Genomic DNA, 21,963 nt, shown 5'->3' with positions numbered 1-21,963 from the left:
TTGGTTGTGGTGCGCGGCCGCAGGCGTTGTGCGTGGCGGTGCGAGCCTGCGGCCGCGCGTCGTGTCGATCAGTTGGCGGTGGTCATTGCTCTTACTTCGTTGGGCAGTGCTTGTGCCGCTGCCAGTCCGCGGGGTCGGCCGGGTTGTACCAGCCGTCGCACCCTGTGCAGTAGGTCAGATCGCGGACGATGTTCTTGAGCAGTTCCCGCAGCATGCCGTCACCCCTTGGTGTGGTTGGGGTTGACGACGCAGTACCAGCCGCCCACGGAGCCGATGCCCGTGCCGGGCTGCATGGGTTGTCCGCAGCATGTAGGGGCGGCACGGACGATCGCATCGAGTAGACGTCGTAGCATCGGGATCGCATCCTCTCTGGGGTGCGCCCCGGCCGGGCGTCCTGGCAGATATCCGGTCGGGGCTTTGTTGTGTCGGACCGGTCGGTCCCCCCTGCCGCCCCACCCGGTCGTGGGGTGGGGCGGCAGAGGCACCAACGGGGTGCGGGGCAGGGGTGTCACCCCGCCCCCCGGCGTCGTGGGGGGTTGGAGGTCAGAGGGCTGTCACACCGGTGTGACAGGGGGTGTGACACCAGGTGTGACACCCCCGTGTGACAGCCCTGCCGGGTCAGGCCGGGACCAGTTCGCGGTCGTCCTCGGTGATCTCGTAGACCCCGCCGTCGTGGTGGAGGATGCGGCCGGCCTCCTCCAGGCGGCGCAGTTCCTTGAGCACCCACCCGCGGCCGCGGTCCAGCCCCTGGCCGTCCTTGAGCGCGGCCCGCAGCTCCGGTGCGCGGAACTCGGTGTGGCCCTGGTCCGCCCAGAGGCTGAGTTGGGCGTCCAGCCGCTGGCGGGCCTGTTCGGCGCTCTCCCGGCTGCGCGGCGGCGGCGCACCGCCCAGGTCGGCCCCGGCCGGCATCTCGATCGGATCGTCGATGTCGGCGGCCAGGTCGGGGTCGGGGTCGGGAGTGGTGAACATCGCTTCGTCCGCCACGTCAGCGGCCGTGTCCTCGATCATGGCGGGAGACTCCTGCTCGGCTGCGTCGGCGCGGGCGCGCCGGGTCGTGGTCTTCTCCGGCGCGGATGCCTCGACGGCGGCGGATTCGCCGGCGCCTTCGGCGAGGTAGCGGGCGTAGGCGGCGCCGAACGCCGTGCGGGTGATCGGGTCGAGCTTGGCGTCCTGGTCGCCGCACTGTGCCGCGGCTTCGCTGAGCTGGGCGTTGGTGGAGCGCAGGAACCGCAGCGGCACCGCGTGCCGCTCGCCCGGCTGGGACTTCACGGCGGCGTAGGCGCACCCCTGTTGCCGGTCGGCCCATCGTTCGGGCGCGGCCCCCGCCTCGGTCACCTCGTCGGGCAGCACGAATTCGGCGTCGCGGTCGGCAGCCACCCCCAGGCAGATGCGGCTGGCCAAGTTCGCGCGGGCGTCGGTGTCGAGGTTCGTCCAGGTGCCGCGCTGCAGGCTCATCTCCACGTGGATGCCGGCGGACCGGGCGATGCGCAGCACCTGGACCACGCTGTCGACCTCGGAGACTTCGGCGGCCTCCTCGATGAGGACATGCAGGAAGGTGAGACCGCAGCCCGCCTCCCAGTTCTCCAGACCGCGTTCGGCGAGGTAGTCGGCGCGGGCCTTGACCGCCGCCTTCAGCGCATGCAGCATCGCGATGGCTCTGCCGCGCTCGTAGGCCGGCCACAGCAGCGCGGACTCGATCGGGCCGAGAGTCTGGCGGCCCTTGGCCAGGTCGATGGCCAGCACGCAGGCGTCGGAGCGGGCAGCGACCTGCACGGCTTTGAGCTTGCCGTAGACGCTCTTGCCCGCACCGCTCATGCCCACGGTCAGGGTGTGGTGGTCGATTAGGTCGTCGGTGAACTCCGCACCGTCCTCGTAGATGCCCAGGCGCAGCGGCGCATCCGCGATCGAGGCGCCCACCTGCGCGGAATCGAGCCCCTGCCAGTCGATGGCCTCGCGCAGCACGTCGCGCCGCACGATGGTGACCTCAGCCTGCGAGCAGTCGTCGGGGTCCTCCACGGCCCGCACCGCCTGCCGCGGCAGCCGCATGGCCGATGCCAGGGCTCCCAGGGCGCGCTGCAGTGAGTCGACAGTGTCGCCGGGGCGCAGCGCCACCTTGCCGACGCGGCGCACCTCGGAGTCCTCGGTGACCCGCATCGAGGTGCCCTTGAGGCCGACCACCTCAGCCACCTCCTCCCACGTGGGCAGCGGCTTGTCGAACGCCGACTCCTTCTTTGGACCGCTTTGCCCGCGCGCCCAGGTGTGGACGTTGGACAGCCCGGCCAGCGCCCCGCCGCCCACGATCAAGATGTCCAGCACCGGGCGCCCGGTGCCGGCCACGGTGGCCAGGCTCATCCACGCGGTGACGCCGCCGGTGGCGCCGGTGGCCATCACGGCGGTGTACCAGGTGCGGGCACGGGTCAGACGCCACGTCAGCCACGTGGTGGCCCCGCCCGCGGCGGTGATCGCGGCGGCGGCCAGTCCCGTGCTGGCCCCGGCATCGCCCCACAGCCAGTGCGCCGTCATGCCCGCGGGCACCAGCGCGGCGCCGATGGCCCACGGCCGCACGTAGGCGCCCGCACCCGGGCCGCCCTGTTGCTTCTTCTTCGGCTTGTCCGCCTTCTCCCACAGCGTGATCTCGTCCACGGGATCCTCTCTCTCGGGTGGTAGTGGCAGGAGGGGGCGCCTCGTACGCCCCCTCCCGGTGCGGTGCGGGGTCAGGACTCCAGGTCGATGGTCTTGCGGGTCTTCTCCTTGCGCCCGCCCATCTGGTCCTCGAAGTGCGTCTTGAGCGCGCCCCAGGTCTTCGAGGCGCTGGTGCCGACGTTGCGGGCCGCCTCCGCGGAGCGCTTGAGGTGCTTGGCGGTGCGCATCGCCTTGCGCGCCATGACCACGCCGGTGTCCTCCTCGGAGGCCGGCGGCACCGCGCGCAGCCGCGCCTCCAGGTCCTCGGCCGCGAACTCCAGCTCGACGGCGAAGGTTTTGCTGAGATCCCGGACCCGCTTCAGGTACGCCTGGATGTCTGAGGCGTTGTCGAACTCGACCTCGGCGAGGTCCTTGAAGGCGTCGGCGCTCTTCATGGCGTCGGAACGGTCAGTCATTGCGGGTCCTCTCTGCGGGGTGTGCGGGGCGGGTGATGACGACGGCGATGAGACCGCGGCCAGGGCCGTGGCGGCGGGTGCGGGCATCGGCCGCGCAGCGGCGCCACGTGCGGCCCAACCAGGCGGCGAGATCTTCGGCTGACTTCATGACGGGGCGCCGGTCCAGGCAGGCGGCGGTGTAGGCGTCCAGCCACAGCACCGTCCGTCCGATCACGCCGGCGATGGCGGCCAGGCGGGTGCGTGGATCCATCACCGCTCCCCGGGGGCGGTGTCGCCCGGGCTGTCGCCTGCCGCCTGCGGTGCGGCGTCGGCTGCCGCATCGCGGGCCTGGCGGGCGAGTTTTCCGGCGTGGCCGCGTGAGCAGCCCAGCTCCTCGGCCAGTTCCGCGGCGCTCATGTGCGGGTGATGCGCCAGCAACCGCTGGGTGCGGGAGAACAGGTTGTCGCCCATTGGCGCATCGGTGTCGCATTGGGCCGGTCGTTCCTGGTCACCGGGTGTCGCATCGGACGCGGGGGCCGCGCCCGACGTGCCGTCCGGTCCGGGGTCGTCGGGGTCAGGAGGCGGCAGCAAGGCGACAGCACCGGCCGCGCTGTCGCTTTCGGTGTCGCCCTGCGACAGCCAGTTCTCGATGTCACCGATCCCGGACTGCGCGAGCGTGGCCTCGTCGTCGTCGTCGTCGGCGGCGGCGGCCTGCGGTGTGTCCTCGGTGACGACGGTGGCCGCGGGAGTGGTGCGGGCGCGCATGCGCCCCATGGCCTGGTCCACGGCCGTGGAACCGGTGACGCTGACCAGGTAGCCGAACCACGCGAACAACGCAGCGCCGATGCTGCACACGGCGCCGACCGGGCCGGACCCGGCTGTGGAGCCCACGATCGAGGCCAGCAGCGGAACGGCGATCATCGCCGCGAACAGCCGGTCCTGCGTGCTGTCGAGCGTGGTTTGGGCCTGGGCGAGCTTTCCGCGCCAGGCGATGGCCGCGGTGGCCATGCCCGTCAGCGCGATCTCGCCCAGGTAGCCGATACCGTCCGGCGCGGTGGGCCAGGTCGACTGAACCCACGCCTCCAGACCCATTGCCGACCCGATCGACAGCACGATGGAGGCGCCCAGGGCGCCGGCCACGTACCGGCCGCGGCTGCGGGTCAGGTTCAGCACGGAGCGGGCCGGTTCGGTGGCGCGCGTCGCGGCCGCGACCGCCTGAGCAGCGCGGGCTGCCTCCTCTTCGACGCGATCGTCCTCTCGGGCCCGGCGCATCTGGCGTTTGTGCTCCAGCTCCAGCGCGATGCTCAGCCGCTGGGCGGTCAGCTCGTCGGCCTGGTCGCGGGTATGCGGGTTGAGCCGCGGGTCGGCCAATAGATCCTGGTCGGGCACCGACGCCAACGCCTTGGCGGCCTGCACCTGCTGGCGCAGCCGCTCGACCACGGCACCATCCACCGGAGCAGGGTTTTGCTGCTTGCGGGCCATCAGGAGATCACCTCCCAGCAGATACCGGCGCCGATCAGCAGCACCGCCACGACGATCAGGTCCACGGCCAGGCGGATGCGCACGAACTTGCTGCGCGCCACGGCCGACAGAGCGCTCATGCGCTCGCGCGGGGTCTCCGGCCGCCAGGCGCCGGCGGCCGCGTGCATGAACGGGGCGCTGCGCAGCCGGGGGCGGGCCACTAGCAGCAGCACGACCACGGCGGTGACGAGCACCGCCAGGCCGGCGCGCGCCAGCCAGGCGCCGGCGGTCTCGGTGGTGATCAGCGGGCTGGTGGCCACGATCGCGGCCGCGGCGCCGGTCAGCGCCAGCAGCATCGACGCCTTGGAGTCGGCGCGCCCTAGTTCGGTGCGGACCTCCTCGACGGCGGTGTCCAGGTCGGTGCTCATCGGCGGGCTCCCTTCCGGGGCCGGCGGTTCACTGGCTTGGGTCGGGTGGTCAGCACGAGGCGCAGTCGGCGCAGCGCGCGCAGTGCCGACCGGCCGCGGCGCGCGCGCTTGGCGAACTTGAGGTAGGTGTCCAGGGCGGCCGCGCCGACGGCAGCGCCGAAGATCAGCGCGACGGCGATGGCCGGGCTCACGTGGCGCCCTCCTCACTGGAGGCGGACGCGTCGGCGGTGATGTCGTCCCGGTAATCAGGGGCACACCAGACGCACACACCGACACCATCAACCGTGGCGCGGGCGGTAGGCGTATTACCGAAGTCGAGCTGCACCGGGACGCCGAGACGGGCCGCCCAATCGCGCACGGCGGCGTGCGAGTTGGCCTGGCCGTCGACGAGTGGGAACAGGTGGGGCTCTTTGACGATGAGATCGGAGCACCCCGCCGTGTTGCGTACGTGCCACGTGACGGTCGGCAGGTCGGTCGCAATGAGACGGGACAGTACGCTGGCTCCAAGCCGCTGCAGGTCGCGGGCGGAGAGCAGTTGGCGTCGGCGGGCGAGATCACTCAAAAACAGCAGGGTGGCCAAGTCGACGGCCGATTCTTGGCTGGGCTCGTGCTCATCGCCGCTGGACACCCGTGTATTGGCTTCCATGTCAGCTCACCTCCGCGGCGTTCAGGCGGCCGGTGGTGCTTTCGTTCTCCAACAGGGCGACGAAGTCGCGGATGGCTGTCGCCGAAATCCGGCGCGCCCGGCCGACCTTGACGAAGCGCAAGCGTCCGGCGTTCATCTCCTCGTAGAGCTGGGAGCGGCCCAACGACAGCTTGTGCATGACCTCATCGAGGTAGTACAAGGACTTGTCCGGGGTTGCGGTAGCTGCGACCTGCGTCATGATGGACAGTGCTCCTTCCTTGGGAGTGCGGCCCTGGTGTTGTGCTTGGCGGTGCGAACCAGGGCCGCTTTTTGGTGTGTGGCCTCGTGTTGCGCGAACGGCAACGGGGGCGCATGTTCGCGAACGTCCGTGGACGTCCGCTGGCTTGCAGTCACGACTGTAGGAACTTATTGCATAAGCGTCAAGACATATGACATATGTTCTTGCGGCGGTGGTTCAGGCAGCTCAGAAGCGAGGCCAGCGGAATCGATACGGTAAGGGCAGGACTCTACATATGTCGGAGGTGCGAACATGCCCGGCCTTGAACAGCCGCGTGCGCGGTATAAGCAGGTCGCGGAGGGTCTTCGCGAAGCCATCAAGCGCGGTGACCATCCCGCCGGCACGACTCTCCCAAGTCAACCGGAGCTTGCTCGTGAGTACGGGCTGAATCAGAGTTCGATCAGCCGCGCAATGGCGATGCTGCAGGCGGAGGGCTGGATCCGCACCGAGCACGGCCGGGGATCGGTCGTCCTTGAGGTTCCCACCGTCAAGCGGGTGCGACGCATCGACAAGGACTATCGCAGTGAGCCGTCCGGAAGCTCGTACGCGGAGGAGTTGGCCAAGTCCGGCCTGAAGCCGCATACCGAGCTTGTGCAGTGCGAGGCAGTACTTCCTCCCCCGGACATCGCCGAAGTCCTGGACCTGGCGGAAGCGGACGAGACGCTGGTACGTAAGCGCCAGATGTTCGCCGGCAGCCGACCGATCCAGCTCGCGACGTCCTACATCCCGATGGACGTCGCCGGGGGCGTTGACATAGCCATGCCCGATACCGGGCCCAGCGGCATGTACGCACGGATCGCCGAACGCGGGTTCGGTCCTGTGCGATTCACCGAGGACATCGAGGTCCGGGGGGCTTCAGAGGTCGAGGCGGACTTCCTCAACATCGCGATCGCGCAGCCGGTGTTCACCGTGCTCCGCACGGCCTTCGATGCAGCGGACCGGCCGGTTGAGACGTGCCTCAACGTCCTCGCCGCTTTGCAGTGGAAGCTCAGCTACGCATGGGCTCAGGAGAGTGAAGCGTGAGCGAGGAATTGCCACGCCACAGCGTGAGCGTCACCGGAGTCGTCGTCCGAGACGACGGCAAGGTTCTAGTCATCAAGCGGGCAGACGACGGCCGGTGGGTTCCGCCAGGCGGAGTTCTTGAACTGAACGAGGCACCGGCGGCTGGGGTAGTCCGCGAGGTTCTGGAGGAGACCGGGGTCGAAGTCGAGCCAGAACGGCTCATCGGCGTCTATAAGAATATGGTCCTCGGAGTGGTCTCACTCGCTTTCCGCTGTCGCCCTGTGGGAGGCAGCGCCCAATGCACAGATGAGGCTGATCTAGTTCATTGGCTGACGCTCGATGAAGCCGTTGTTGCAGCGCCAGAAGCGCGTGCCATTCGGATTGCAGATGCCTTTAGTGATAATGGGCCGTTTGTGCGCGAACACGACGGGTCGCGTCTCATGTAGTGCTAGTTTATCCTGTTCGGTAAGTCTCGGGAGGATAACGCGTACTCTACCTCTATGCGTCAGCGTTCCCACGCCTGCCGTCAGGAGATGCATCCCTGCGCCAAGGTGCCGTAGGGTCGGCAAGGGTATCGAGCATCAGTTGGCACCAGGTGAATGCGGCATTGACAGCCAGATGCGCATGGCGGGCACTCAATCCTGTACGCGTGGTGGCTGGCCCATGGCCTGTTCCATAGCCGCGGTTGCGGAGTTCTGCGACGCCGGTCGCGATGCTTGAAACGCCTCCTAGGATCTTCTTGACGCCTTCATCGCCATCCGGTCCAGGCGTATGGGCAGCTGGATGAAGCTTCAGCGCATCCTGCGCCTTGCGGACGAGGGCGGGGAGATCGTCTCGTGTGTTGACGGGTTTATCGCGCTCAAGAAGAACTACCTTAGCAGTGCTTTCGATGAGTTCTTTTGCGCCGCCTATGGCAAGGGCGGGATCGTCGGATAGTGCGCGCTGAATGCGATCGAGTTGCTCGCGAATTGCAGCTGAATCTTTCAGGCCCGAAAGATTTTCGGTAGAGAATTGCGGGCCTATGGACTTAATTTGTCCACTTTCCCTGTCCTGTGTGTAGCCGTCGCGGCGCAGCGACTTCCAAAATTTCTGGGGTAATTCCCCGAGCGGGTAATCATCCAGCAGGCGATCGAATACACGCAATACGCGGCTCACGTGATTTGGGTCGCGCCAGTCCACTGATTCGAGGTATGTCTGAGTCGTGATTCGCCGGATACTCGAGTCCTCATAGGAGCAATCGGGGTTAGGTGCAAACCCTTCGTCTTGGAATGCTGCCCCTATCTCGCCAACAGTGGTTCCGGTCATCAGGTCCCGAAAGATGCCCCGCGTTGTGCGGCCGATCAACTCGGTCAACTCTTGCTCTCCCGGTGTAAGGGGGTGGGTGGCGTCTGCTCGGGGGTGCCTACCAGGGGACCTAACGCCGACGGACACCCCTGGACTCCAGCGGTCCTACGCGGACCGACCGCAGTTCAGTTGTCGCCGTTGATGATGTCGGGAGCGTAGTACTCGTCCAGCGGGACCGGGCCGCGGTAGCCCTGGCACATGCATTGCCGGTACGTGCCGCCCCGTTCGCCCACCCATCGGCCGGGGATGACCACCTGCGCCTGGCACATCTTGGTCTCCTGGTCGTGGAAGACCAGATGGTGGCCGCAGCCGCAGATGGGCTGGGGAGTGCTGGACTTGGTGGCCACGGCGGGTTGGGGTGGCGGCGGGGCGGGCTGCTGGTTGCGCCGCGGGATCATGCGGCCGATCATCACCCCGCCGAGAGCGATGGCCGCCCCCATTACAAAGCTGACCGGCTCCATATCGTGCACCGCCCTCCGATGTGCGTCACTCTCATTGTGGCGCAACGCGCGCGCCGATTGTCCCGCAAGACCCGCACTTTCGTTTCCATTGTGCGTCCGTATCCGGACCGGCGCCACGGTTGACCCACGGTCGCCCGCCCTCGGCCGTGCCGACGCCGGCCCCGGCAGCGCAGCCGACCAGGGCATGCGTTTTTTGTGCTGTTTTACCCGACCCTTGTCAGTCAGGTATGGATCCGCACGATCTGTGTCGTGCATCGTAAGGCCAGATCGAGTGCTGACAAAGAGGGGCGGGCGGCGCTTGGCGCTGCGACTCGCGCCTCGTGCTGGGGGAGGAGCACGACATGAAGCGATCGAGGGCGAACGGCTGGGGCATCTTCGCCGCCACCATGCTGTTCGTGGCCGGCGCTGTGAACATCGTGCAAGGCATTGTCGCCATGGCCGTACCCGAGTACTTCGTTGCCGCAGAAGGCGAGATACTCGTCTTCAGCTTCCTGGCCTGGGGAATCATCCTTGGGATCTGGGGGATCGTACTGGTCGCCACTGGCGCCGCGGTGATGTCGGGGCGGATGTGGGCCCGGGCCGCGGGTGTGGTGTTCGCGGCGGTGAACGCGTTCGCCCAGCTCGCGTTCGTTGACGCGCACCCGGTGTGGTCCCTGGTGGTCTTCGCCGTGGACGTGCTCATCGTCTACGGGCTGACCGCCGGCTGGCCCGACCGCGAGGAGCCGGAGACCGCTGACGCCTACGCGGCCGGCCGCGCCGACGCCCAGGCCGCTCCCGCCGCAACCGGTGCCGGAGGCGAGCGCTCCGCTGAAACCGGTGCGGGCGAACGCGAAAGCGAGCGCTCCGCAGGCGGGGCCAGCACCCAGGAAGCGCGCCAAGCCGCCATGGAGCGGCCGCCGGGGACCCGCCCCGGCAAGCACGAACAGCCGATGAGCTGACAACGGGCGGAGCAACACCCGGGTACCGGCCCTACACCCGGACGAGCGATCCGCCTGCCGGGCCCGGACGCCGGACGCGGCGACCGGGCCCGGGCTGCGGTCGGGCTGTGCGCGCCGGCTTCAGCCGGTGGCCGCGCTGCGCAGGTCCTTCAGCGTTGCCACGTCGGCCGCATGCGGCTTGACCGGCCCCGGGGTCTCGCACATGACCGGGACACCCGCGCTGACCCGGTGGGTGAACAACGCGCCGAAGGGTGCCGAACCGATGTGGCCGGCACCGATGTTCTCGTGGCGGTCCTTGCTGCTGGCGCAGGGTTCCTTGGAGTCGTTGGCGTGGATGAGCTGCAGCCGCTCGCCGCCCACGACCTCGGCGAACCGGTCCAGCATGGTGTTCATGCCCGCCGGGCTGGAGACGTCGTGGCCCGCGGCAAAGGCGTGCGCGGTGTCCAGGCAGACCCCGGCGCGCGGGTGCCAGTCCAGCGCCGCGAGGTAGGCGGCGAGGTCGTCGACCGTCGCGCACAGCACCTGGCCCTGCCCGGCCATCGGCTCCAGCAGGACCGGCGGGACGTCGCCGCCCAACTCCTCCAGCAGCGGGAGCAGCCGCGAGCGCATCCGCGCGAGGCCCTCGCCGCGCCCGCCGCGCACCGCGGAGCCGGTGTGCACGACCACGCCCCGCGCACCTATGGCGGCGCCGCGCCGCAGGGCGTGCTCCAGCGAGGCCAGCGAACGTTCGGCGATCCCTTCGTCGGGCGCGCCCAGATTGATCAAGTAGTTGGCGTGCACGAACACGGGCAGATCGGTGCGCTCGCGCAGGAGCGCGTCCTCGGCGGGGTTGCCGGGGGTGGTGGCCCACCCCCGCGGGTTGGAGACGAAGACCTGCACGGTCTCGGCGCCGATGTCGGCGGCGTAGGCGAGCCCGCGGGTGGCCAGGCCGCCGGCAACGGGTACGTGGGCCCCAATGGGCGATTCGGCGAGTTCAGTCATGGCTGTGCTCAGCTTAGGGCCTTACCGCACCGGGCATGATGGAGGCGTGTCAACGAGTCGCTTCGCGCCCGACTGGCGCCGGATCCTGCGCGGCGCCGCCATCGGCTGCGCGGCCACCGCGGGTGTCGGCTTGGCCGTCTACAGCGCGGCGGAACTGATCGGTACGCTCACCGCCGACGCCGTCATCGGCGCCAACATCGGCCTGGGCATCGGCGCCTTTGCAGTGCGGCTGGTCGCCACCCCGCTGGTGGGCTGGTGGCTGCTGCGGCTGGCGAAGGTGCCGCGGGCGGGCCTGGCGGCCGTGATCGGGCTGGTCTGCTATCTGCTGTTGGCGGTGCCCGCCTGGGGCGGCGATCCCGCACTGCCGGGCGCGATCGCGGCCTGGCTGGTGCTCGGCGCCCTGGCCGGCGCGGTCGGGGTGTACGCGGCCGGCACCACCGCCCGGCCCGCGGCCACCGGCTCGGTGAGCAGCCCGTAGGCGAGCTCGCGCACGTCCGTTGGCTGCAGGACGCGCACGCACTGCCACACGCCTATGCTCGGCCGCCGGTGTTGCGTGCCCGGCACATGCCGCGGATGGCGGCGTTGAGTCCGCTGCCGGGATCCGCTGCCGGCCCGCCGGGCATGGCCTAAAGTACGGTGCGTGACCGAAACGCCTGCCACCCTTCGCCTGCACGATGTGACACGCGCCTTCGAAGGGCTCTACGACCCCTCCTGGGCGGCGTCCTGGGATGCCGTGGGACTCGTGTGCGGCGATCCCGACCAGCCCGTGCGCCGCGTCCTGTTCGCCGTGGACCCGGTGGCCGGGGTGGTCGAGGAGGCCCTGGAATGGGGCGCCGACCTCATCATCACCCACCACCCGCTGCTGCTGCGCGGAGTCACCGGTGTTGCCGCCACCACGCCCAAGGGCCGGCTCATCCACCGGCTGATCTCGGCCGGGACCGCGCTCTACACCGCTCACACCAACGCCGACACCGCCGCTCCCGGTGTCTCCGACGCGTTGGCCGCGGCCGTTGGCCTGCCCGGCCCGCTCACCCCGCTCGACCCCGATCCCGCCGACCCCGCCGGGCGCCGCGGGATCGGCCGGATCGGCGCGCTGGCCGAACCCGTGCCGCTGCGCCGGTTCGCGGAGCGTGCCGCAGCGGGGCTGCCCCGCACCGCCGGCGGCATCCGCGTCAGCGGCGACCCCGAGCGCCCCGTCCAGCGCGTCGCGGTCTCCGGAGGGGCCGGCGACTCGCTGCTGGACCGCGCCCGCGCCGCCGGGGTGGACGTCTACCTCACCTCCGACCTGCGCCACCACCCCGCCTCGGAGTTCGCCGAACACGGCGGCACCGCCCTTGTCGACACCGCGCATTGGGCGAGCGAGTGGCCCTGGCTCTCCGATGGCGCCGCCCGGCTCGTGAGCGCGCTGGGGCCTGAACGGGCTAACGTGGAGACCCGCGTATCCGCGACCGTCACAGACGCCTGGTCGCTGGCACTGTGAGTGGATGAACGCTGAGGCCGCGGCCCATGCCCTGCCCAGCGCCGCGCCGCCTCCCCTGCAGGCAAAGGAGCCTTGAACCCAAGTGAAAGCAGAACCGGCCCACCAGATTCGCCTTCTCGATCTCCAGGAGATCGACAGCCGACTCGCCCAGCTCGCGCACCGCATGCGCAACCTGCCCGAGAACGCGGAGGTCCAGCGGCTCGACGCCCGGATCGGCGAGCTGCGTGACCGGCGCGCCGTCCTGACCACGGCGCTGTCCGACCTCGACCGCGAGCAGCGCAAGGCCGAGTCCGACGTCGACCAGGTGCGCACGCGCGCCGACCGCGACTCCAAGCGGCTCGACTCCGGCCAGGTCTCCTCGCCCAAGGACCTGGAGCACCTCCAGTCCGAGATCGCCTCGCTGCAGCGCCGCCAGAGCGAGCTGGAGGAGATCGTGCTGGAGGTGATGGAGCGGCGCGAGCACACAGAGGCCGAGGAAGCCGAACTGCGCAAGGAGCTGGATACGGCCGAGAGCGAGCGCCACGCCGCCGAAGAGCGGCGCTCCACCGCGGTTTCCGAGATCGACGCCGACCGGTCCGGCGAGTTCACCCGGCGCGAGCGGGTCGCCGCCGAGATCCCCGACGACCTGCTGGCGCTGTACACCAAGCTGCGCGACCAGCACGACGGTGTCGGGGCCGCTGCGCTGCGCTACGGGCGCTGCGAAGGCTGCAAGCTCGCGCTGAGCACCTCCGAACTCGGCGAGATCCGCACGGCGCCGGCCGACGACGTCATCCGCTGCGACGATTGCCGCCGCATCCTCATCCGCACCGGCGACTCCGGCATCTAACACGTTCGGCGGCGCTCGTGCGGCGCGCTCGGGGCGGCCGCAGGCGCGCCGCCGGGACCCGAGCGGGCACGCGGGCGCAACGCGCGGCGGCGCCGCACCGTTCGGCGCAGACGATACGCAATGGCAGCTGGTGGCACGGACAGAGCAGATGGGGACGGGGACATGGACCGGCGACTGGTGATCGAGGCCGACGGCGGATCGCGCGGCAACCCGGGACCGGCCGGGTTCGGCGCGGTCGTCCGCGACGCGGCGACCGGTGAGCTGCTGGCCGAGATCGCCGAGGCCATCGGAGTGGCCACCAACAACGTCGCCGAATACCGCGGCCTGATCGCGGGCTTGGCCGCAGCCGAGGGGATCGCGCCGGACGCGTCGGTGGAGGCGCGGCTGGACTCCAAACTCGTGGTCGAGCAGATGTCGGGCCGGTGGCGGGTCAAGCACGCCGACCTGCGCCCGCTCGTCGAGGAGGCCCGCGCCAAGGCCGCCGGTTTCGCGCAGGTCGCCTACACCTGGGTTCCCCGGGCCGAAAACACCAGCGCCGACGCTCTCGCCAACGAAGCCATGGACGCGGCGGCCGAAGGCCGGCCGGTGCGGCTGGGCGCCGACCGCGGACCTGCCGACGGGCCGGCGGCCGACGGCGGCGCAGTGCAAAGCAGCGCAGCCGCAGCCGCGGACACCGCGGAGGGCGGCTCCGCGCGGGCCGCGGGCACCGCCGGAGGAACCGCGCCCGGCGCCACCGGATGGGCCGCGCCCGACACCGCGCCGACCCGGCTCGTACTGCTGCGCCACGGCGAGACCCCGATGTCGGCCGAGCGGCGCTTCGCCGGTGCCGGCGACATCGCCCTTACCGAAACCGGGCACGCCCAGGCCCGGGCCGCAGCCCGGCACCTGGTATCGGCGGGCATCGACGCGGTGGTCTGCTCGCCGCTGCGCCGTGCCCGCGACACCGCCGGGCCGATCGCCGCCGAGCTGTCGCTGCCGCTGGAGGAGGACCCAGGCCTGCGCGAGACCGACTTCGGCGCCTGGGAGGGCATGACCTTCGGCGAGGTCCAGCGCAGCCGCCCCGAGGAGCTGCAGCGGTGGCTGGCCGACACGGGCGCGGCGCCCGAGGGCGGCGAGAGCTTCGCGGCCGTCGCCGAGCGCGTCGCCGAGGCGCGCGAGAAACTGCTGGCGCGCCACGCCGGCCGTACGGTACTGGTGGTCAGCCACGTCACGCCGATCAAGATCCTGCTGCAGCAGGCCCTGCTCGCCCCGCCGGAGGCGCTGTACCGGATGCACCTGGATGTGGGCTGCCTGTCGCGGATCGACTGCTTCAGCGACGGCCCGATGCTGGTGCGTTCCCTCAACGACACCGGCCACCTGGCCGGCATGCCGGGCTGATCCGCATGACTCGCATGACCGGCATGACCGGTACGTCCGGCTGACGGTCCGCGCGCCCGGGGGACGGTGCCTGGGGCCCCGAGCCGATCCCGCCCTGACCGGGCACACAGCGCGATACAATGTCCGGTAAGGGGAGAGTCGGCCAGGCGGTCGCGGCACCGCTCTGCGGTGTCGAGGAAAGTCCGGACTCCACAGGGCAGGGTGGTCGGTAACACCGACCCGGGGCGACCCGCGGGAAAGTGCCACAGAAAGCAGACCGCCACCGCCCAGCGGTGGTAAGGGTGAAACGGTGGTGTAAGAGACCACCAGCGGCCGGAGCGATCCGGTCGGCTCGGTAAACCCCACCCGGAGCAAGGTCAAAAGGGGGGCTTCGGCCCCCTGCGCGGATGTTCGAGGGCTGCCCGCCCGATATCCGCGGGTAGACCGCACCGAGGCTGCCGGCAACGGCAGTCCCAGATGGATGGCCGCCCGGTCCGCCACGCGGACCGACAGAATCCGGCTTACCGGCCGACTCTTCCCCTTGACCTGCACTTGTCCGCGGCTGCAGGGCCGGTGTTCCGGTTTGCGGTCCGGCCCCATGCAGGTGCGCGCCCGGCGGCCGCGCCGTCTCCGCCGTCCACGCGTTTCCGTTGCGCCGGTGAACCAGGGCGTGTTTGGTGGGTCGCTGCCCTACTGCGCGGCCGTCTCGGGTAGGGACAGGGGAACCACCTGGGCCCCGCTGGGCCCCCGCTGGGCCCCCGCTGGGCCCCCGCTGGGCCCCCGCTGTGCGATTCTGCGGAGCTTGCGGAGCCCGCACAGTAGGGGAGGCGATTCTGCGGAGCTTGCGGCACACACGAGTGCGCCGCTCGCTACGGACGGACCCACCCAACACGCCCCGGGGTGCGCGAAAGCCGCTGCGGCAGGCGTGCGCGGGCGAACGGGCACTTCGCCGGCGATAGATTGGGGAAGGTCAAAGTCGTTCCCCGTGAGGAGCCGCGCGGGGTCGTATGCGGGCGTGCAAGTGCGTCCGTGCCGTTGCGAGTCGGGTTCCGGTGAGAGCTGCCTTGTCCACGTCCTGGGTGATAGCCCTGTTCGCCCTGCCGATCGTCGCGATCATCGTCATCGTCGCGTTCGCCCTTTACCACTCCTCTGAGGTTCAGCAGGACGGGCGCGACGACGACAACTGGAAGGGCGACGACTGAGCCGGGGCGCTGCCCCCGCGGGGCGCGGCGTCCGCCGGTTGGCGGCACGCCGGCCCCGAAGGGGTGCGCACGGTCCGACCCGCTCCTACGATCCGCTGGGTGTGGCGGCCCGGACGCCTTCGGCTCCGGAGCCGGCGCCGGCGGCGGGCGCCTTCGGTGTTTCCGGCGCCGCGCCCGGCTGAACCGCCGTGTCGTCGCCGGCCGGCACCTGGACGAATGCGCCGTCCTCGGTGTCGAGCACGTGCACTTGGGCCGACTCCAGGTCGTAGTACATCCCCGACAGCTCCAGCCGCCCCTGTTCGACGCGCCGGCGCACCGCCGGATAGGTGAGCAGGTTCTCCAGCTGCTGGACCACATTGGCCTGTGCGAGGCGGCGCATCGCCTCGGGAGCGGGCTCGCAGTGCGCGGTGCCGAGGTCGGCCCGAGCCACGCTGGTGCCGCCGTGGGCCAGCCAGCGCCCCAGTTGCCCCAGCTCGGAGTCGGGTTCGTCGGCACCTTCGAGCAGCGCCTTCATCGCGCCGCAGTGGGAGTGCCCGCACACCACGACCGAAGGCACCTCCAGCACGGTGACCGCGTATTCGACGGCGGCGCCAACGGAGTCGTCGCCGGATCCGCCGCCGCACTGCGGTACGAGGTTGCCGATATTGCGCAGGGTGAACAGGTCGCCCGGGCCGCTGGCGGTGATGAGGTTGGGCACCACCCGGGAGTCGGCGCAGGTGATGAACAGCGCCTTGGGTTGCTGGCGGTGGGCGAGCCGGCTCATCAGGGCCCGCATCCGCCCGGCCGTGCTGGCGTGGTACTCCCGCGCGCCGGTGAGCAGCAGGCCCGAGGGCGCGGCCGCGGGGTCGAACCTGCCGCGCATGCCCCAAGGGGCCCACGACCGTGCCAAGCCGCCGGGTGCGGTCTTGGCGACGGGCGGGGTCTGCCCGGTGCGCTGTTCGTACCAGTTCTCGTGCACCTCGTCGATATCGACGCTGCCGCCGGTGCGTTCGTGGTCCAAGCGCCAGGCGTGGATCGACTCGAAGGCGGCGTGGTCCATGAAGTCCACGTGCAGGTCCAGGTCGACGTGGGCTCCGCTGGGCACGGTCCGCAGTACATGGGCGACGCGCGGCACGCCCAGGAAGGTCAGCGAACCGTTGACGACGATGTGCCACCGGCCCTGGCGCTCCTCGGTGAGCACGCTCACCCGGGTCAGCCTGCGCAGGGAGACCAGCAGTGACAGCGCGAATCCGATGACGACGCCCTCAAGCAGCCCGAAGACCACCACCGCCAGCAGCGCCGCCAGGTAGATGCCGGCCTCGCGGTGGCGCCGGAGATCGCGCAGGTGGGCGAGGTTGACCATCTGCAGGCCGATGACCACCAGCAGCCCGGCCAGGGCGGCCAGCGGGATCAGCTCGACTGCGTGTGCGAACAGGGCGATGAACACCAGGATCCACACACCGTGCAGCAAGGCCGCCAGGGGGGTCCGCCCCCCGGCGCGGGCATTGGTGGTGCTGCGCACGATCACCCCGGCGACCGGCAGGCCCCCGAGGGCACCGCTGGCGGTGTTGGCGGCGCCCTGGCCGATCAGTTCGCGGTTGAGGTTGGCCCGCGGGCCGTCGTGCATGCGGTCGGTGGCGATGGCGCACAGCAGCGACTCCACACTGGCCACCAGTGCGACCGCCACCACGCCGAGGGCGACGCCGTGGTAGTCGCCCACTGCGGGCAGCAGCGGGCCGTTCCAGGCGGCTCCCAAGGACTCGGGCAGGTCCACTCGCTCGACCTGCCAGCCGGCGAGGGCGGCGACGGCCGTGGCGCCGGTGACGGCGATCAGTGCCGCCGGCAGCCGGCGGATGCGGCGCAGCCCCGGCAGCCGCGGCCACACCACGAGCACGGCGATGGTCAGTACGCCGACCGCCACGGCCGGCGTGTGGTTGTCGAGCAGTTGCCGCGGCAGTTCGGTGATGTTGGCCAGCGCCGAGCTCTGGGGTTCGCCGCCGAGGAGTACGTGCAGCTGCGCCAGGGCGATGGTGACGCCGACCCCGGCCAGCATGCCGTGGATGACGGCCGGCGAGACGGCGAGCGCCGCCCGCGCGATGCGGAAGGCGCCCAGGGCGATCTGCACCAGGCCGGCCAGCAGGGTGATAAGGCAGGTGACGCGCCAACCGTAGGCGGTGACCAGGTCGGCGACGATGATGGTGAGCCCGGCGGCGGGCCCGCTGACCTGTACCGCCGAGCCGCCGGCGAGCGCGGCGACGATACCGCCGACGACGGCGGCGATGATTCCCGCGATCAGCGGGGCTCCCGAGGCCACGGCGATGCCCAGCGACAGCGGCACGGCCACGAGGAAGACCACGAGTGAGGCGGCGAAGTCGCCGGGGACGTTGCTCAGTAAAGGCAGGGAGCGGATGCGGGAAAGCGGCCCGGCGGCCTGCTCTCCGGGCGGGGTCGGTGGTCCCTGGGCGTCGTGACGCATGTATACCCCCGGTGGGTGCTAACGAAATGGCGCTCTTGGGGACACGGCCTCGCGGCGGGCTAGCGGGCGAAGGAGCCCATGACCCAACGAACCTCGTCCGTAACCAAAGGTAGCCAATCGCGTGCGCTCCGGAGGCGGGTTCGGCGTGACATTGGTAACCATTGTCGAAATTTGCGGTGGATCGTGCGCAGACAACGGGCCGGAGGCACCGAAACCGAAAGCCGCGAGCACGGACGCCGTGCTCGCCTGCAGTACTCGCCCGCCGGCCAGGCCGGGCCGGCGGACGGGGCGAGCGGGAACCCTGCATCTGCGTACCGGACGGGGGCGCGGCATCTCGTCCAGCGGCGCAAAAAGGGCGGGGCGCGATTTCGCGCACCCCGCCCTCGCCTGCCGTAGCGACCTAGCGGAACCGCCCGTCGCCGTAGCCGTAGCCGCCCGGGCCGTAGGGCGGCGGCTGGTTCTCCGGATCCTGCTGATCGGGGTTGGCACCGTAGGGCGGCCATTCACCCGGAGCCGGGTCGTAGCCCGCCGGTCCCGCCGGCGGGTAGCCGCCGCCGTACTGGTCCATCCCCGGCGGGTAGTCGCCGAGCACATCGGCGTAACCGGAGTACGGCTGGGGCCCGCGCGGAGCGTACTGCGAGGGCCCGCCGAGCCCCGAGTAGCCCTCCTGCGGTCCCGGGCCGGGGCCGGCCGGGGGCGGCGGAGCGCCGTAGAGCCCGTTGTCGTAGGGGTCGGGGCCGCCGGGTCCGGGGCCGAAGGAGGCGGGCGGCTCGTATGCGTTCCGCGGCGCCATGCTCGGTTGTTCACCGGTGCCGCCGCCCCACGGCGGCGCGGCCTGTTCCCACGGGGCGCCGCCCTGCCGGGCACCGTAGCCGTAGCCCGGATCGGCGCCGCCAGGGGCGGCTCCCGGAGGAACCGGCCCGCCCGGGCCCCCTGGCTGGGCGCCCTGGGCACCGGGCTGCGGGGCCCCGTATGGGCTGTTTTCGTAGGGGTCGCGGGCGAACTGGCCTGTGCCGTAGGGCGGCGGCGTGTCGAATCCGCCCGCCGGCGCCGGACCGGGACCGCCCTGGCCACCTGGTCCACCCGGGCCACCCGGTCCGCCCGGGCTGTTGGGCCCGCTCGGTCCGCCTGCGCCGACCGGATCGGTGGGACCGGGGCGGGGCTGGGGCTCGCCGGGGTAGGTCGGCGGCGTATTCGGCCGCTGGTGCGAGCCGGTGTCCAGGCTCGACCAGATCGGCGATCCGGATCCGGGGCTCGGCGCGGTGGAGGGCGCGAACCCGGGGTCGGTGAGGGGGTCGCCGCCGCCCGGCCCGCCGCGCGCTCCGGTGTCGTTGGAATCGCGGATGGGACGGCTGTAGGAACCGGTGTCGTAGGGCGAACCGGTGCCAGGGTCGTAGGCGGGCCGGTTGTGCGAGCCGGTGTCGTAGGACGAGGGCACCGGCGGAGCCTCGTAGCCGGGGCGGCTGTGGTTCCCGGTGTCGTAGGCCGAGCGGCCGATGGGGCCGGAATCGTAGGTCGGCCGGTTGAGGGAGCCGGTGTCGTAGGCCGAGGAGTCCGCCTGCGGTGCCCCGCTGTAGCCCGCCGGGCCGGGGCGGCTGTGGGAGCCGGTGTCGTAGGCGGAACGGTCGATGGGGCCCGAATCGTAGGTGGGGGTCTCGAAGGACCCCGTGCCGTAGGACCCCGTGCCGTAGGACCCGGTGTTGTAGGAGCCCGTGCTGTACGACCCGGTGTTGTGCGGGCCCGAGTCGTAGCCGGACGGTGCGCCGGGGGAGGCGGCGCCCGCATAGCCGGGACCTTGGGGCCGCGTGTGGCTGCCCGTGTCGTAGGCCGGGCGGTCGGCGGGCACCGGACCGGAATCGAAAGAGCCCGTGCTGTAGGACCCGGTGCTGTACGAACCGGTGTCGAAGGAGCCGGTGCTGTGCGAGCCCGTGTCGTAGGCGGAGGGCGCGGCCGGACCCGGTGCGCTGCGGCTCAGCGGGGAGGGACCGCTGAGCGGGTCGGCTGCATACGAGCCGGGCTCGGATGCAGCGGGACCGGATGGCTCGGCGCCGCCCAACGGAGCCTGCTGCCCCGGCTGCCCTTGCCGGCCCGGCTGCGCAAGCGGGTCGGTGGAAGCGCCCGGAGCCCAGGGCCGGGCCGGAGAGGCGGGCTGGGCGGGCTCGGGAGCGGGAGCGGGAGCGTCCAGCGGATCGCGCGGGTCGGCGGCCCGCCGACGCCCGGGAGCGGGCTGCTCGGCAGCCTGCTCTGCGGGGCGGTCGGGGGCGGGCGGCGGCCCGGCCGGGTCCTTGGCCGGTGCGGAGCCCTGGCCCAGACTCGCCAGCATGCGCAGTCCGGAGGTATCGGTGGTACCGCCCTGGCCTTGGGGCGCAGGGGTTTCGGCGGCGCTGTCGCGGCCGCCCCGGTCGCGTGCGCTGTCGCCGGCGCCCAGAGCGCGCCGGGAACCGGTGTCGGCCGAGCGCGGCGGAGCGGGGGGAGGGGCGGTGTCGGGGGCGCCGCGGTCCGGATCGTCGTCATCGGCGACGGCGGCCATCGCGGCGGTCGACTCCGCGCGGGTGTCGCGCCGTCCGGAATTGGAACCGTAGCCGGAGCCGGAGCCGGAGAATGGGCGCTCTTCGTCGTCGAACTCGGGGTCGTCGCCGGAGAGGCTGGACCAGAAGTCGTTGCCGGCGAGGTCGTCGTCGGCATCGTCGTCACGGGCCGGCGAGCGGCCGCGGCGGGAGCGCGAGCGCCCCGGCGCGGAAGAGGCCCGCGGACGGCGTTCGCGGCCGCGCGAGCGCGGCTCGGGGTCGTCGTCGGCGGGTTCCTCGCCGTCGTCGTAGTCGTCCGCGTAGTCGTCATCGTCGTAGCCGTCGTCGGCGTTGCCGGCGTTGAGCGCCCGCATGCCGAGCAGGATCAGCAACAGGACGGCGAGGACCACAATGACGGCGATGATCGCGATTAGCGCAATGGACATGGTGATTGCACCACCCTTGGGCCCGCGGCCTGGTAGACGTCAGAGCTGCCACCGGCGGGGGCGAGGGTTTCGGCCGGTGTGGATACGCCCGGAGCGAGTGATCGATACGGCGCCGCCGGAGAGCCGGGACACGTGCCCCGGCGGGCTCGGGGGACCGCGGCCCGTTGGGGGACCCCCGTTGTATGGGGACGCGCGGCGCGGCGCGCGGGATACCCGAAGGCATCCGCGGCCCTGGAGCCGAGCGCGGTTCCCGGGATGGCGGCCGAGTCCGGGACCTTGCGGCGGCGCCGGTTGCCACGCTCACACGATTCGGTCATGAGGTAATCAACGGGGGGCACGGACCCACTTTATGCATAGATGCGGCATGAGTGCAGAGGGCGACGAGGCTTACGCAAGTGCGCACAGGACAGGCACTGGCGTCAAATGTCTGGAATGTAGGTTTTGTCGTTGGTGGCGCCGTGGGCGATTTCACTACCCGTTGGTAACCATAAGGGAGCCGCGTGCCACCGCACGGTCGGCTATCGCGCCCAGCGACTCGTCCAGCGGGGCGTCGTCGGCCAACTCCACCTCGCTGTCGAGAGCATAGAGCGTGAACCGGATCTCGTCCGCGCCGTCGGACTTGTGGCAGGGCGGGTTGTAGGAGGCCCCGCCGGTGCTGTTGCGCCCCTGCTCGCCCGGCTGGGGCACGGTGTTCTGCCGCAGCTCGGCGGTCTGTGGGTCGAGGCCGTAAAGCACCCAGAAGACCGTCGCCTCCTCGGGCGCGTCGACCACCAGCGCCAACGATTCGGTGATATCGCCATCGGGCAGCCCCGACCACTGCAAAGTGGGTGAAACCCCCTCGCCGCGGCAGGTATAGCGCTTCGGGATCTGCCCGTCGGCCTGCATCATCGTGCTCGTCAGGTTGATCTCGTCGCTGATTTCGGCCTCGGTGCCCGAGGCCAGGTTCCCGCAGCCCGCAGTCGCGGTCGCGACGAGCACGGCGCCGGCGGCGGCGGCGAGCCGCGTCCCCGCGCGGCGCGATCGGGGCTGACGGAGTTCGACCGAGAACATGGGGCTCCTGCGAAACGGATGCGGCG

24 protein-coding genes and 1 other RNA gene are annotated in these 21,963 nt (G+C 71.2%); 9 read left to right on the top strand and 16 right to left on the bottom strand.

The window, feature by feature from the left end; genetic code table 11:
• Positions 1 to 91 precede the first annotated feature (91 nt).
• From ACYVD5_RS15365 to ACYVD5_RS15320, 10 genes are all read right to left on the bottom strand, one after another.
• A complete protein-coding gene (locus tag ACYVD5_RS15365) occupies positions 92 to 214 on the bottom strand; it encodes a hypothetical protein (RefSeq protein WP_461001721.1) in 123 nt (40 codons plus the stop codon).
• A gap of 4 nt (positions 215 to 218) precedes the next feature.
• Entirely contained in the window at positions 219 to 353 is a 135-nt protein-coding gene (locus ACYVD5_RS15360) for a hypothetical protein (protein WP_461001720.1), read from the bottom strand.
• A gap of 265 nt (positions 354 to 618) precedes the next feature.
• The gene (locus tag ACYVD5_RS15355) at positions 619 to 2,643 is read right to left on the bottom strand and encodes a P-loop NTPase family protein (protein WP_461001719.1); all 2,025 of its coding nucleotides are present in this window, start codon (positions 2,641 to 2,643) and stop codon (positions 619 to 621) included.
• 71 nt (positions 2,644 to 2,714) lie between these two features.
• The gene (locus ACYVD5_RS15350; RefSeq protein ID WP_461001718.1) at positions 2,715 to 3,098 is read right to left on the bottom strand and encodes a hypothetical protein; all 384 of its coding nucleotides are present in this window, start codon (positions 3,096 to 3,098) and stop codon (positions 2,715 to 2,717) included.
• Positions 3,091 to 3,348, bottom strand: coding sequence for a hypothetical protein (locus tag ACYVD5_RS15345; protein WP_461001717.1), 258 nt, complete (start codon positions 3,346 to 3,348; stop codon positions 3,091 to 3,093). Before ACYVD5_RS15345 ends, ACYVD5_RS15350 begins: the two co-directional genes overlap by 8 nt.
• The gene (locus ACYVD5_RS15340) at positions 3,348 to 4,559 is read right to left on the bottom strand and encodes a hypothetical protein (protein ID WP_461001716.1); all 1,212 of its coding nucleotides are present in this window, start codon (positions 4,557 to 4,559) and stop codon (positions 3,348 to 3,350) included. Before ACYVD5_RS15340 ends, ACYVD5_RS15345 begins: the two co-directional genes overlap by 1 nt.
• The gene (locus tag ACYVD5_RS15335) at positions 4,559 to 4,966 is read right to left on the bottom strand and encodes a hypothetical protein (RefSeq protein WP_461001715.1); all 408 of its coding nucleotides are present in this window, start codon (positions 4,964 to 4,966) and stop codon (positions 4,559 to 4,561) included. Before ACYVD5_RS15335 ends, ACYVD5_RS15340 begins: the two co-directional genes overlap by 1 nt.
• Entirely contained in the window at positions 4,963 to 5,157 is a 195-nt protein-coding gene (locus ACYVD5_RS15330) for a hypothetical protein (RefSeq protein ID WP_461001714.1), read from the bottom strand. The genes ACYVD5_RS15335 and ACYVD5_RS15330 overlap by 4 nt, the downstream gene beginning before the upstream one ends.
• A complete protein-coding gene (locus ACYVD5_RS15325) occupies positions 5,154 to 5,612 on the bottom strand; it encodes a hypothetical protein (protein ID WP_461001713.1) in 459 nt (152 codons plus the stop codon). Before ACYVD5_RS15325 ends, ACYVD5_RS15330 begins: the two co-directional genes overlap by 4 nt.
• Position 5,613: 1 nt before the next feature.
• Positions 5,614 to 5,850, bottom strand: a complete 237-nt coding sequence (locus ACYVD5_RS15320) for a helix-turn-helix domain-containing protein (RefSeq protein WP_461001712.1) — start codon at positions 5,848 to 5,850, stop codon at positions 5,614 to 5,616.
• Between the two features lie 291 nt (positions 5,851 to 6,141).
• On the opposite strand from ACYVD5_RS15320, the gene ACYVD5_RS15315 reads away from it, so the two are divergent.
• Positions 6,142 to 6,912 (top strand): GntR family transcriptional regulator, encoded by a 771-nt coding sequence (locus ACYVD5_RS15315; RefSeq protein ID WP_461001711.1) that lies wholly within the window; start codon positions 6,142 to 6,144, stop codon positions 6,910 to 6,912.
• On the top strand, positions 6,909 to 7,337 hold the full coding sequence (locus tag ACYVD5_RS15310) for an NUDIX domain-containing protein (RefSeq protein WP_461001710.1): 429 nt from the start codon (positions 6,909 to 6,911) through the stop codon (positions 7,335 to 7,337). The genes ACYVD5_RS15315 and ACYVD5_RS15310 overlap by 4 nt, the downstream gene beginning before the upstream one ends.
• Positions 7,338 to 7,389: 52 nt before the next feature.
• Here the strand turns inward: ACYVD5_RS15310 and ACYVD5_RS15305 are convergent, their stop codons facing one another.
• Both ACYVD5_RS15305 and ACYVD5_RS15300 read right to left on the bottom strand, forming a co-directional pair.
• A complete protein-coding gene (locus ACYVD5_RS15305) occupies positions 7,390 to 8,244 on the bottom strand; it encodes an abortive infection family protein (RefSeq protein ID WP_461001709.1) in 855 nt (284 codons plus the stop codon).
• A 116-nt stretch (positions 8,245 to 8,360) separates the two neighbouring features.
• Positions 8,361 to 8,696 carry a hypothetical protein gene (locus tag ACYVD5_RS15300; RefSeq protein WP_461001736.1) on the bottom strand — a complete coding sequence of 112 codons (336 nt, stop codon included), beginning with the start codon at positions 8,694 to 8,696 and terminating at the stop codon, positions 8,361 to 8,363.
• A gap of 341 nt (positions 8,697 to 9,037) precedes the next feature.
• Here ACYVD5_RS15300 and ACYVD5_RS15295 point away from each other — a divergent pair, with 341 nt between their 5' ends.
• Positions 9,038 to 9,634: a DUF7144 family membrane protein gene (locus ACYVD5_RS15295; protein ID WP_461001708.1), complete on the top strand. Its 597-nt coding sequence runs from the start codon at positions 9,038 to 9,040 to the stop codon at positions 9,632 to 9,634.
• Between the two features lie 120 nt (positions 9,635 to 9,754).
• Here ACYVD5_RS15295 and ACYVD5_RS15290 read toward each other — a convergent pair whose 3' ends face one another.
• Entirely contained in the window at positions 9,755 to 10,615 is an 861-nt protein-coding gene (locus ACYVD5_RS15290; protein ID WP_461001707.1) for a deoxyribonuclease IV, read from the bottom strand.
• Between the two features lie 46 nt (positions 10,616 to 10,661).
• Here ACYVD5_RS15290 and ACYVD5_RS15285 point away from each other — a divergent pair, with 46 nt between their 5' ends.
• The 6 genes from ACYVD5_RS15285 to ACYVD5_RS15260 all read left to right on the top strand — a co-directional run bounded on the left by ACYVD5_RS15285 (position 10,662) and on the right by ACYVD5_RS15260 (position 15,479).
• Positions 10,662 to 11,093, top strand: coding sequence for a hypothetical protein (locus ACYVD5_RS15285; protein WP_461001706.1), 432 nt, complete (start codon positions 10,662 to 10,664; stop codon positions 11,091 to 11,093).
• A gap of 162 nt (positions 11,094 to 11,255) precedes the next feature.
• Positions 11,256 to 12,095 carry a Nif3-like dinuclear metal center hexameric protein gene (locus tag ACYVD5_RS15280; RefSeq protein WP_461001705.1) on the top strand — a complete coding sequence of 280 codons (840 nt, stop codon included), beginning with the start codon at positions 11,256 to 11,258 and terminating at the stop codon, positions 12,093 to 12,095.
• A gap of 82 nt (positions 12,096 to 12,177) precedes the next feature.
• Complete coding sequence (locus ACYVD5_RS15275; RefSeq protein WP_461001704.1) at positions 12,178 to 12,921, top strand: zinc ribbon domain-containing protein; 744 nt, start codon at positions 12,178 to 12,180, stop codon at positions 12,919 to 12,921.
• 162 nt (positions 12,922 to 13,083) lie between these two features.
• Positions 13,084 to 14,298, top strand: a complete 1,215-nt coding sequence (locus ACYVD5_RS15270) for a bifunctional RNase H/acid phosphatase (protein WP_461001703.1) — start codon at positions 13,084 to 13,086, stop codon at positions 14,296 to 14,298.
• Positions 14,299 to 14,432: 134 nt separating this feature from the next.
• Positions 14,433 to 14,817: RNase P RNA component class A (gene rnpB / locus ACYVD5_RS15265), an RNA gene on the top strand.
• Between the two features lie 524 nt (positions 14,818 to 15,341).
• On the top strand, positions 15,342 to 15,479 hold the full coding sequence (locus ACYVD5_RS15260) for a hypothetical protein (RefSeq protein ID WP_461001702.1): 138 nt from the start codon (positions 15,342 to 15,344) through the stop codon (positions 15,477 to 15,479).
• Positions 15,480 to 15,564: 85 nt separating this feature from the next.
• Here the strand turns inward: ACYVD5_RS15260 and ACYVD5_RS15255 are convergent, their stop codons facing one another.
• The 3 genes from ACYVD5_RS15255 to ACYVD5_RS15245 form a co-directional block, all read right to left on the bottom strand.
• Positions 15,565 to 17,934, bottom strand: a complete 2,370-nt coding sequence (locus tag ACYVD5_RS15255; protein WP_461001701.1) for a bifunctional SulP family inorganic anion transporter/carbonic anhydrase — start codon at positions 17,932 to 17,934, stop codon at positions 15,565 to 15,567.
• A gap of 400 nt (positions 17,935 to 18,334) precedes the next feature.
• Positions 18,335 to 20,887 carry a hypothetical protein gene (locus ACYVD5_RS15250; protein ID WP_461001700.1) on the bottom strand — a complete coding sequence of 851 codons (2,553 nt, stop codon included), beginning with the start codon at positions 20,885 to 20,887 and terminating at the stop codon, positions 18,335 to 18,337.
• A 471-nt stretch (positions 20,888 to 21,358) separates the two neighbouring features.
• Positions 21,359 to 21,937, bottom strand: coding sequence for a YbhB/YbcL family Raf kinase inhibitor-like protein (locus ACYVD5_RS15245; protein WP_461001699.1), 579 nt, complete (start codon positions 21,935 to 21,937; stop codon positions 21,359 to 21,361).
• Positions 21,938 to 21,963: the final 26 nt, after the last annotated feature.

This window comes from Streptomonospora sediminis, assembly GCF_054778995.1.
The sequence above is the reverse complement of the archived record's forward strand: the minus strand, read 5'-3'. Positions and strand labels throughout refer to the sequence as shown.

Excerpts from the sequence above, each read along its gene's own strand:
- ACYVD5_RS15365 (WP_461001721.1), bottom strand. The coding sequence starts at position 214 with ATGCTGCGGGAACTGCTCAAGAACATCGTCCGCGATCTGACCTACTGC.
- ACYVD5_RS15360 (WP_461001720.1), bottom strand. The coding sequence starts at position 353 with ATGCTACGACGTCTACTCGATGCGATCGTCCGTGCCGCCCCTACATGC.
- ACYVD5_RS15350 (WP_461001718.1), bottom strand. The coding sequence starts at position 3,098 with ATGACTGACCGTTCCGACGCCATGAAGAGCGCCGACGCCTTCAAGGAC.
- ACYVD5_RS15345 (WP_461001717.1), bottom strand. The coding sequence starts at position 3,348 with ATGGATCCACGCACCCGCCTGGCCGCCATCGCCGGCGTGATCGGACGG.
- ACYVD5_RS15340 (WP_461001716.1), bottom strand. The coding sequence starts at position 4,559 with ATGGCCCGCAAGCAGCAAAACCCTGCTCCGGTGGATGGTGCCGTGGTC.
- ACYVD5_RS15335 (WP_461001715.1), bottom strand. The coding sequence starts at position 4,966 with ATGAGCACCGACCTGGACACCGCCGTCGAGGAGGTCCGCACCGAACTA.
- ACYVD5_RS15325 (WP_461001713.1), bottom strand. The coding sequence starts at position 5,612 with ATGGAAGCCAATACACGGGTGTCCAGCGGCGATGAGCACGAGCCCAGC.
- ACYVD5_RS15320 (WP_461001712.1), bottom strand. The coding sequence starts at position 5,850 with ATGACGCAGGTCGCAGCTACCGCAACCCCGGACAAGTCCTTGTACTAC.
- ACYVD5_RS15315 (WP_461001711.1), top strand. The coding sequence starts at position 6,142 with ATGCCCGGCCTTGAACAGCCGCGTGCGCGGTATAAGCAGGTCGCGGAG.
- ACYVD5_RS15300 (WP_461001736.1), bottom strand. The coding sequence starts at position 8,696 with ATGGAGCCGGTCAGCTTTGTAATGGGGGCGGCCATCGCTCTCGGCGGG.
- ACYVD5_RS15295 (WP_461001708.1), top strand. The coding sequence starts at position 9,038 with ATGAAGCGATCGAGGGCGAACGGCTGGGGCATCTTCGCCGCCACCATG.
- ACYVD5_RS15290 (WP_461001707.1), bottom strand. The coding sequence starts at position 10,615 with ATGACTGAACTCGCCGAATCGCCCATTGGGGCCCACGTACCCGTTGCC.
- ACYVD5_RS15270 (WP_461001703.1), top strand. The coding sequence starts at position 13,084 with ATGGACCGGCGACTGGTGATCGAGGCCGACGGCGGATCGCGCGGCAAC.
- ACYVD5_RS15255 (WP_461001701.1), bottom strand. The coding sequence starts at position 17,934 with ATGCGTCACGACGCCCAGGGACCACCGACCCCGCCCGGAGAGCAGGCC.
- ACYVD5_RS15250 (WP_461001700.1), bottom strand. The coding sequence starts at position 20,887 with ATGTCCATTGCGCTAATCGCGATCATCGCCGTCATTGTGGTCCTCGCC.
- ACYVD5_RS15245 (WP_461001699.1), bottom strand. The coding sequence starts at position 21,937 with ATGTTCTCGGTCGAACTCCGTCAGCCCCGATCGCGCCGCGCGGGGACG.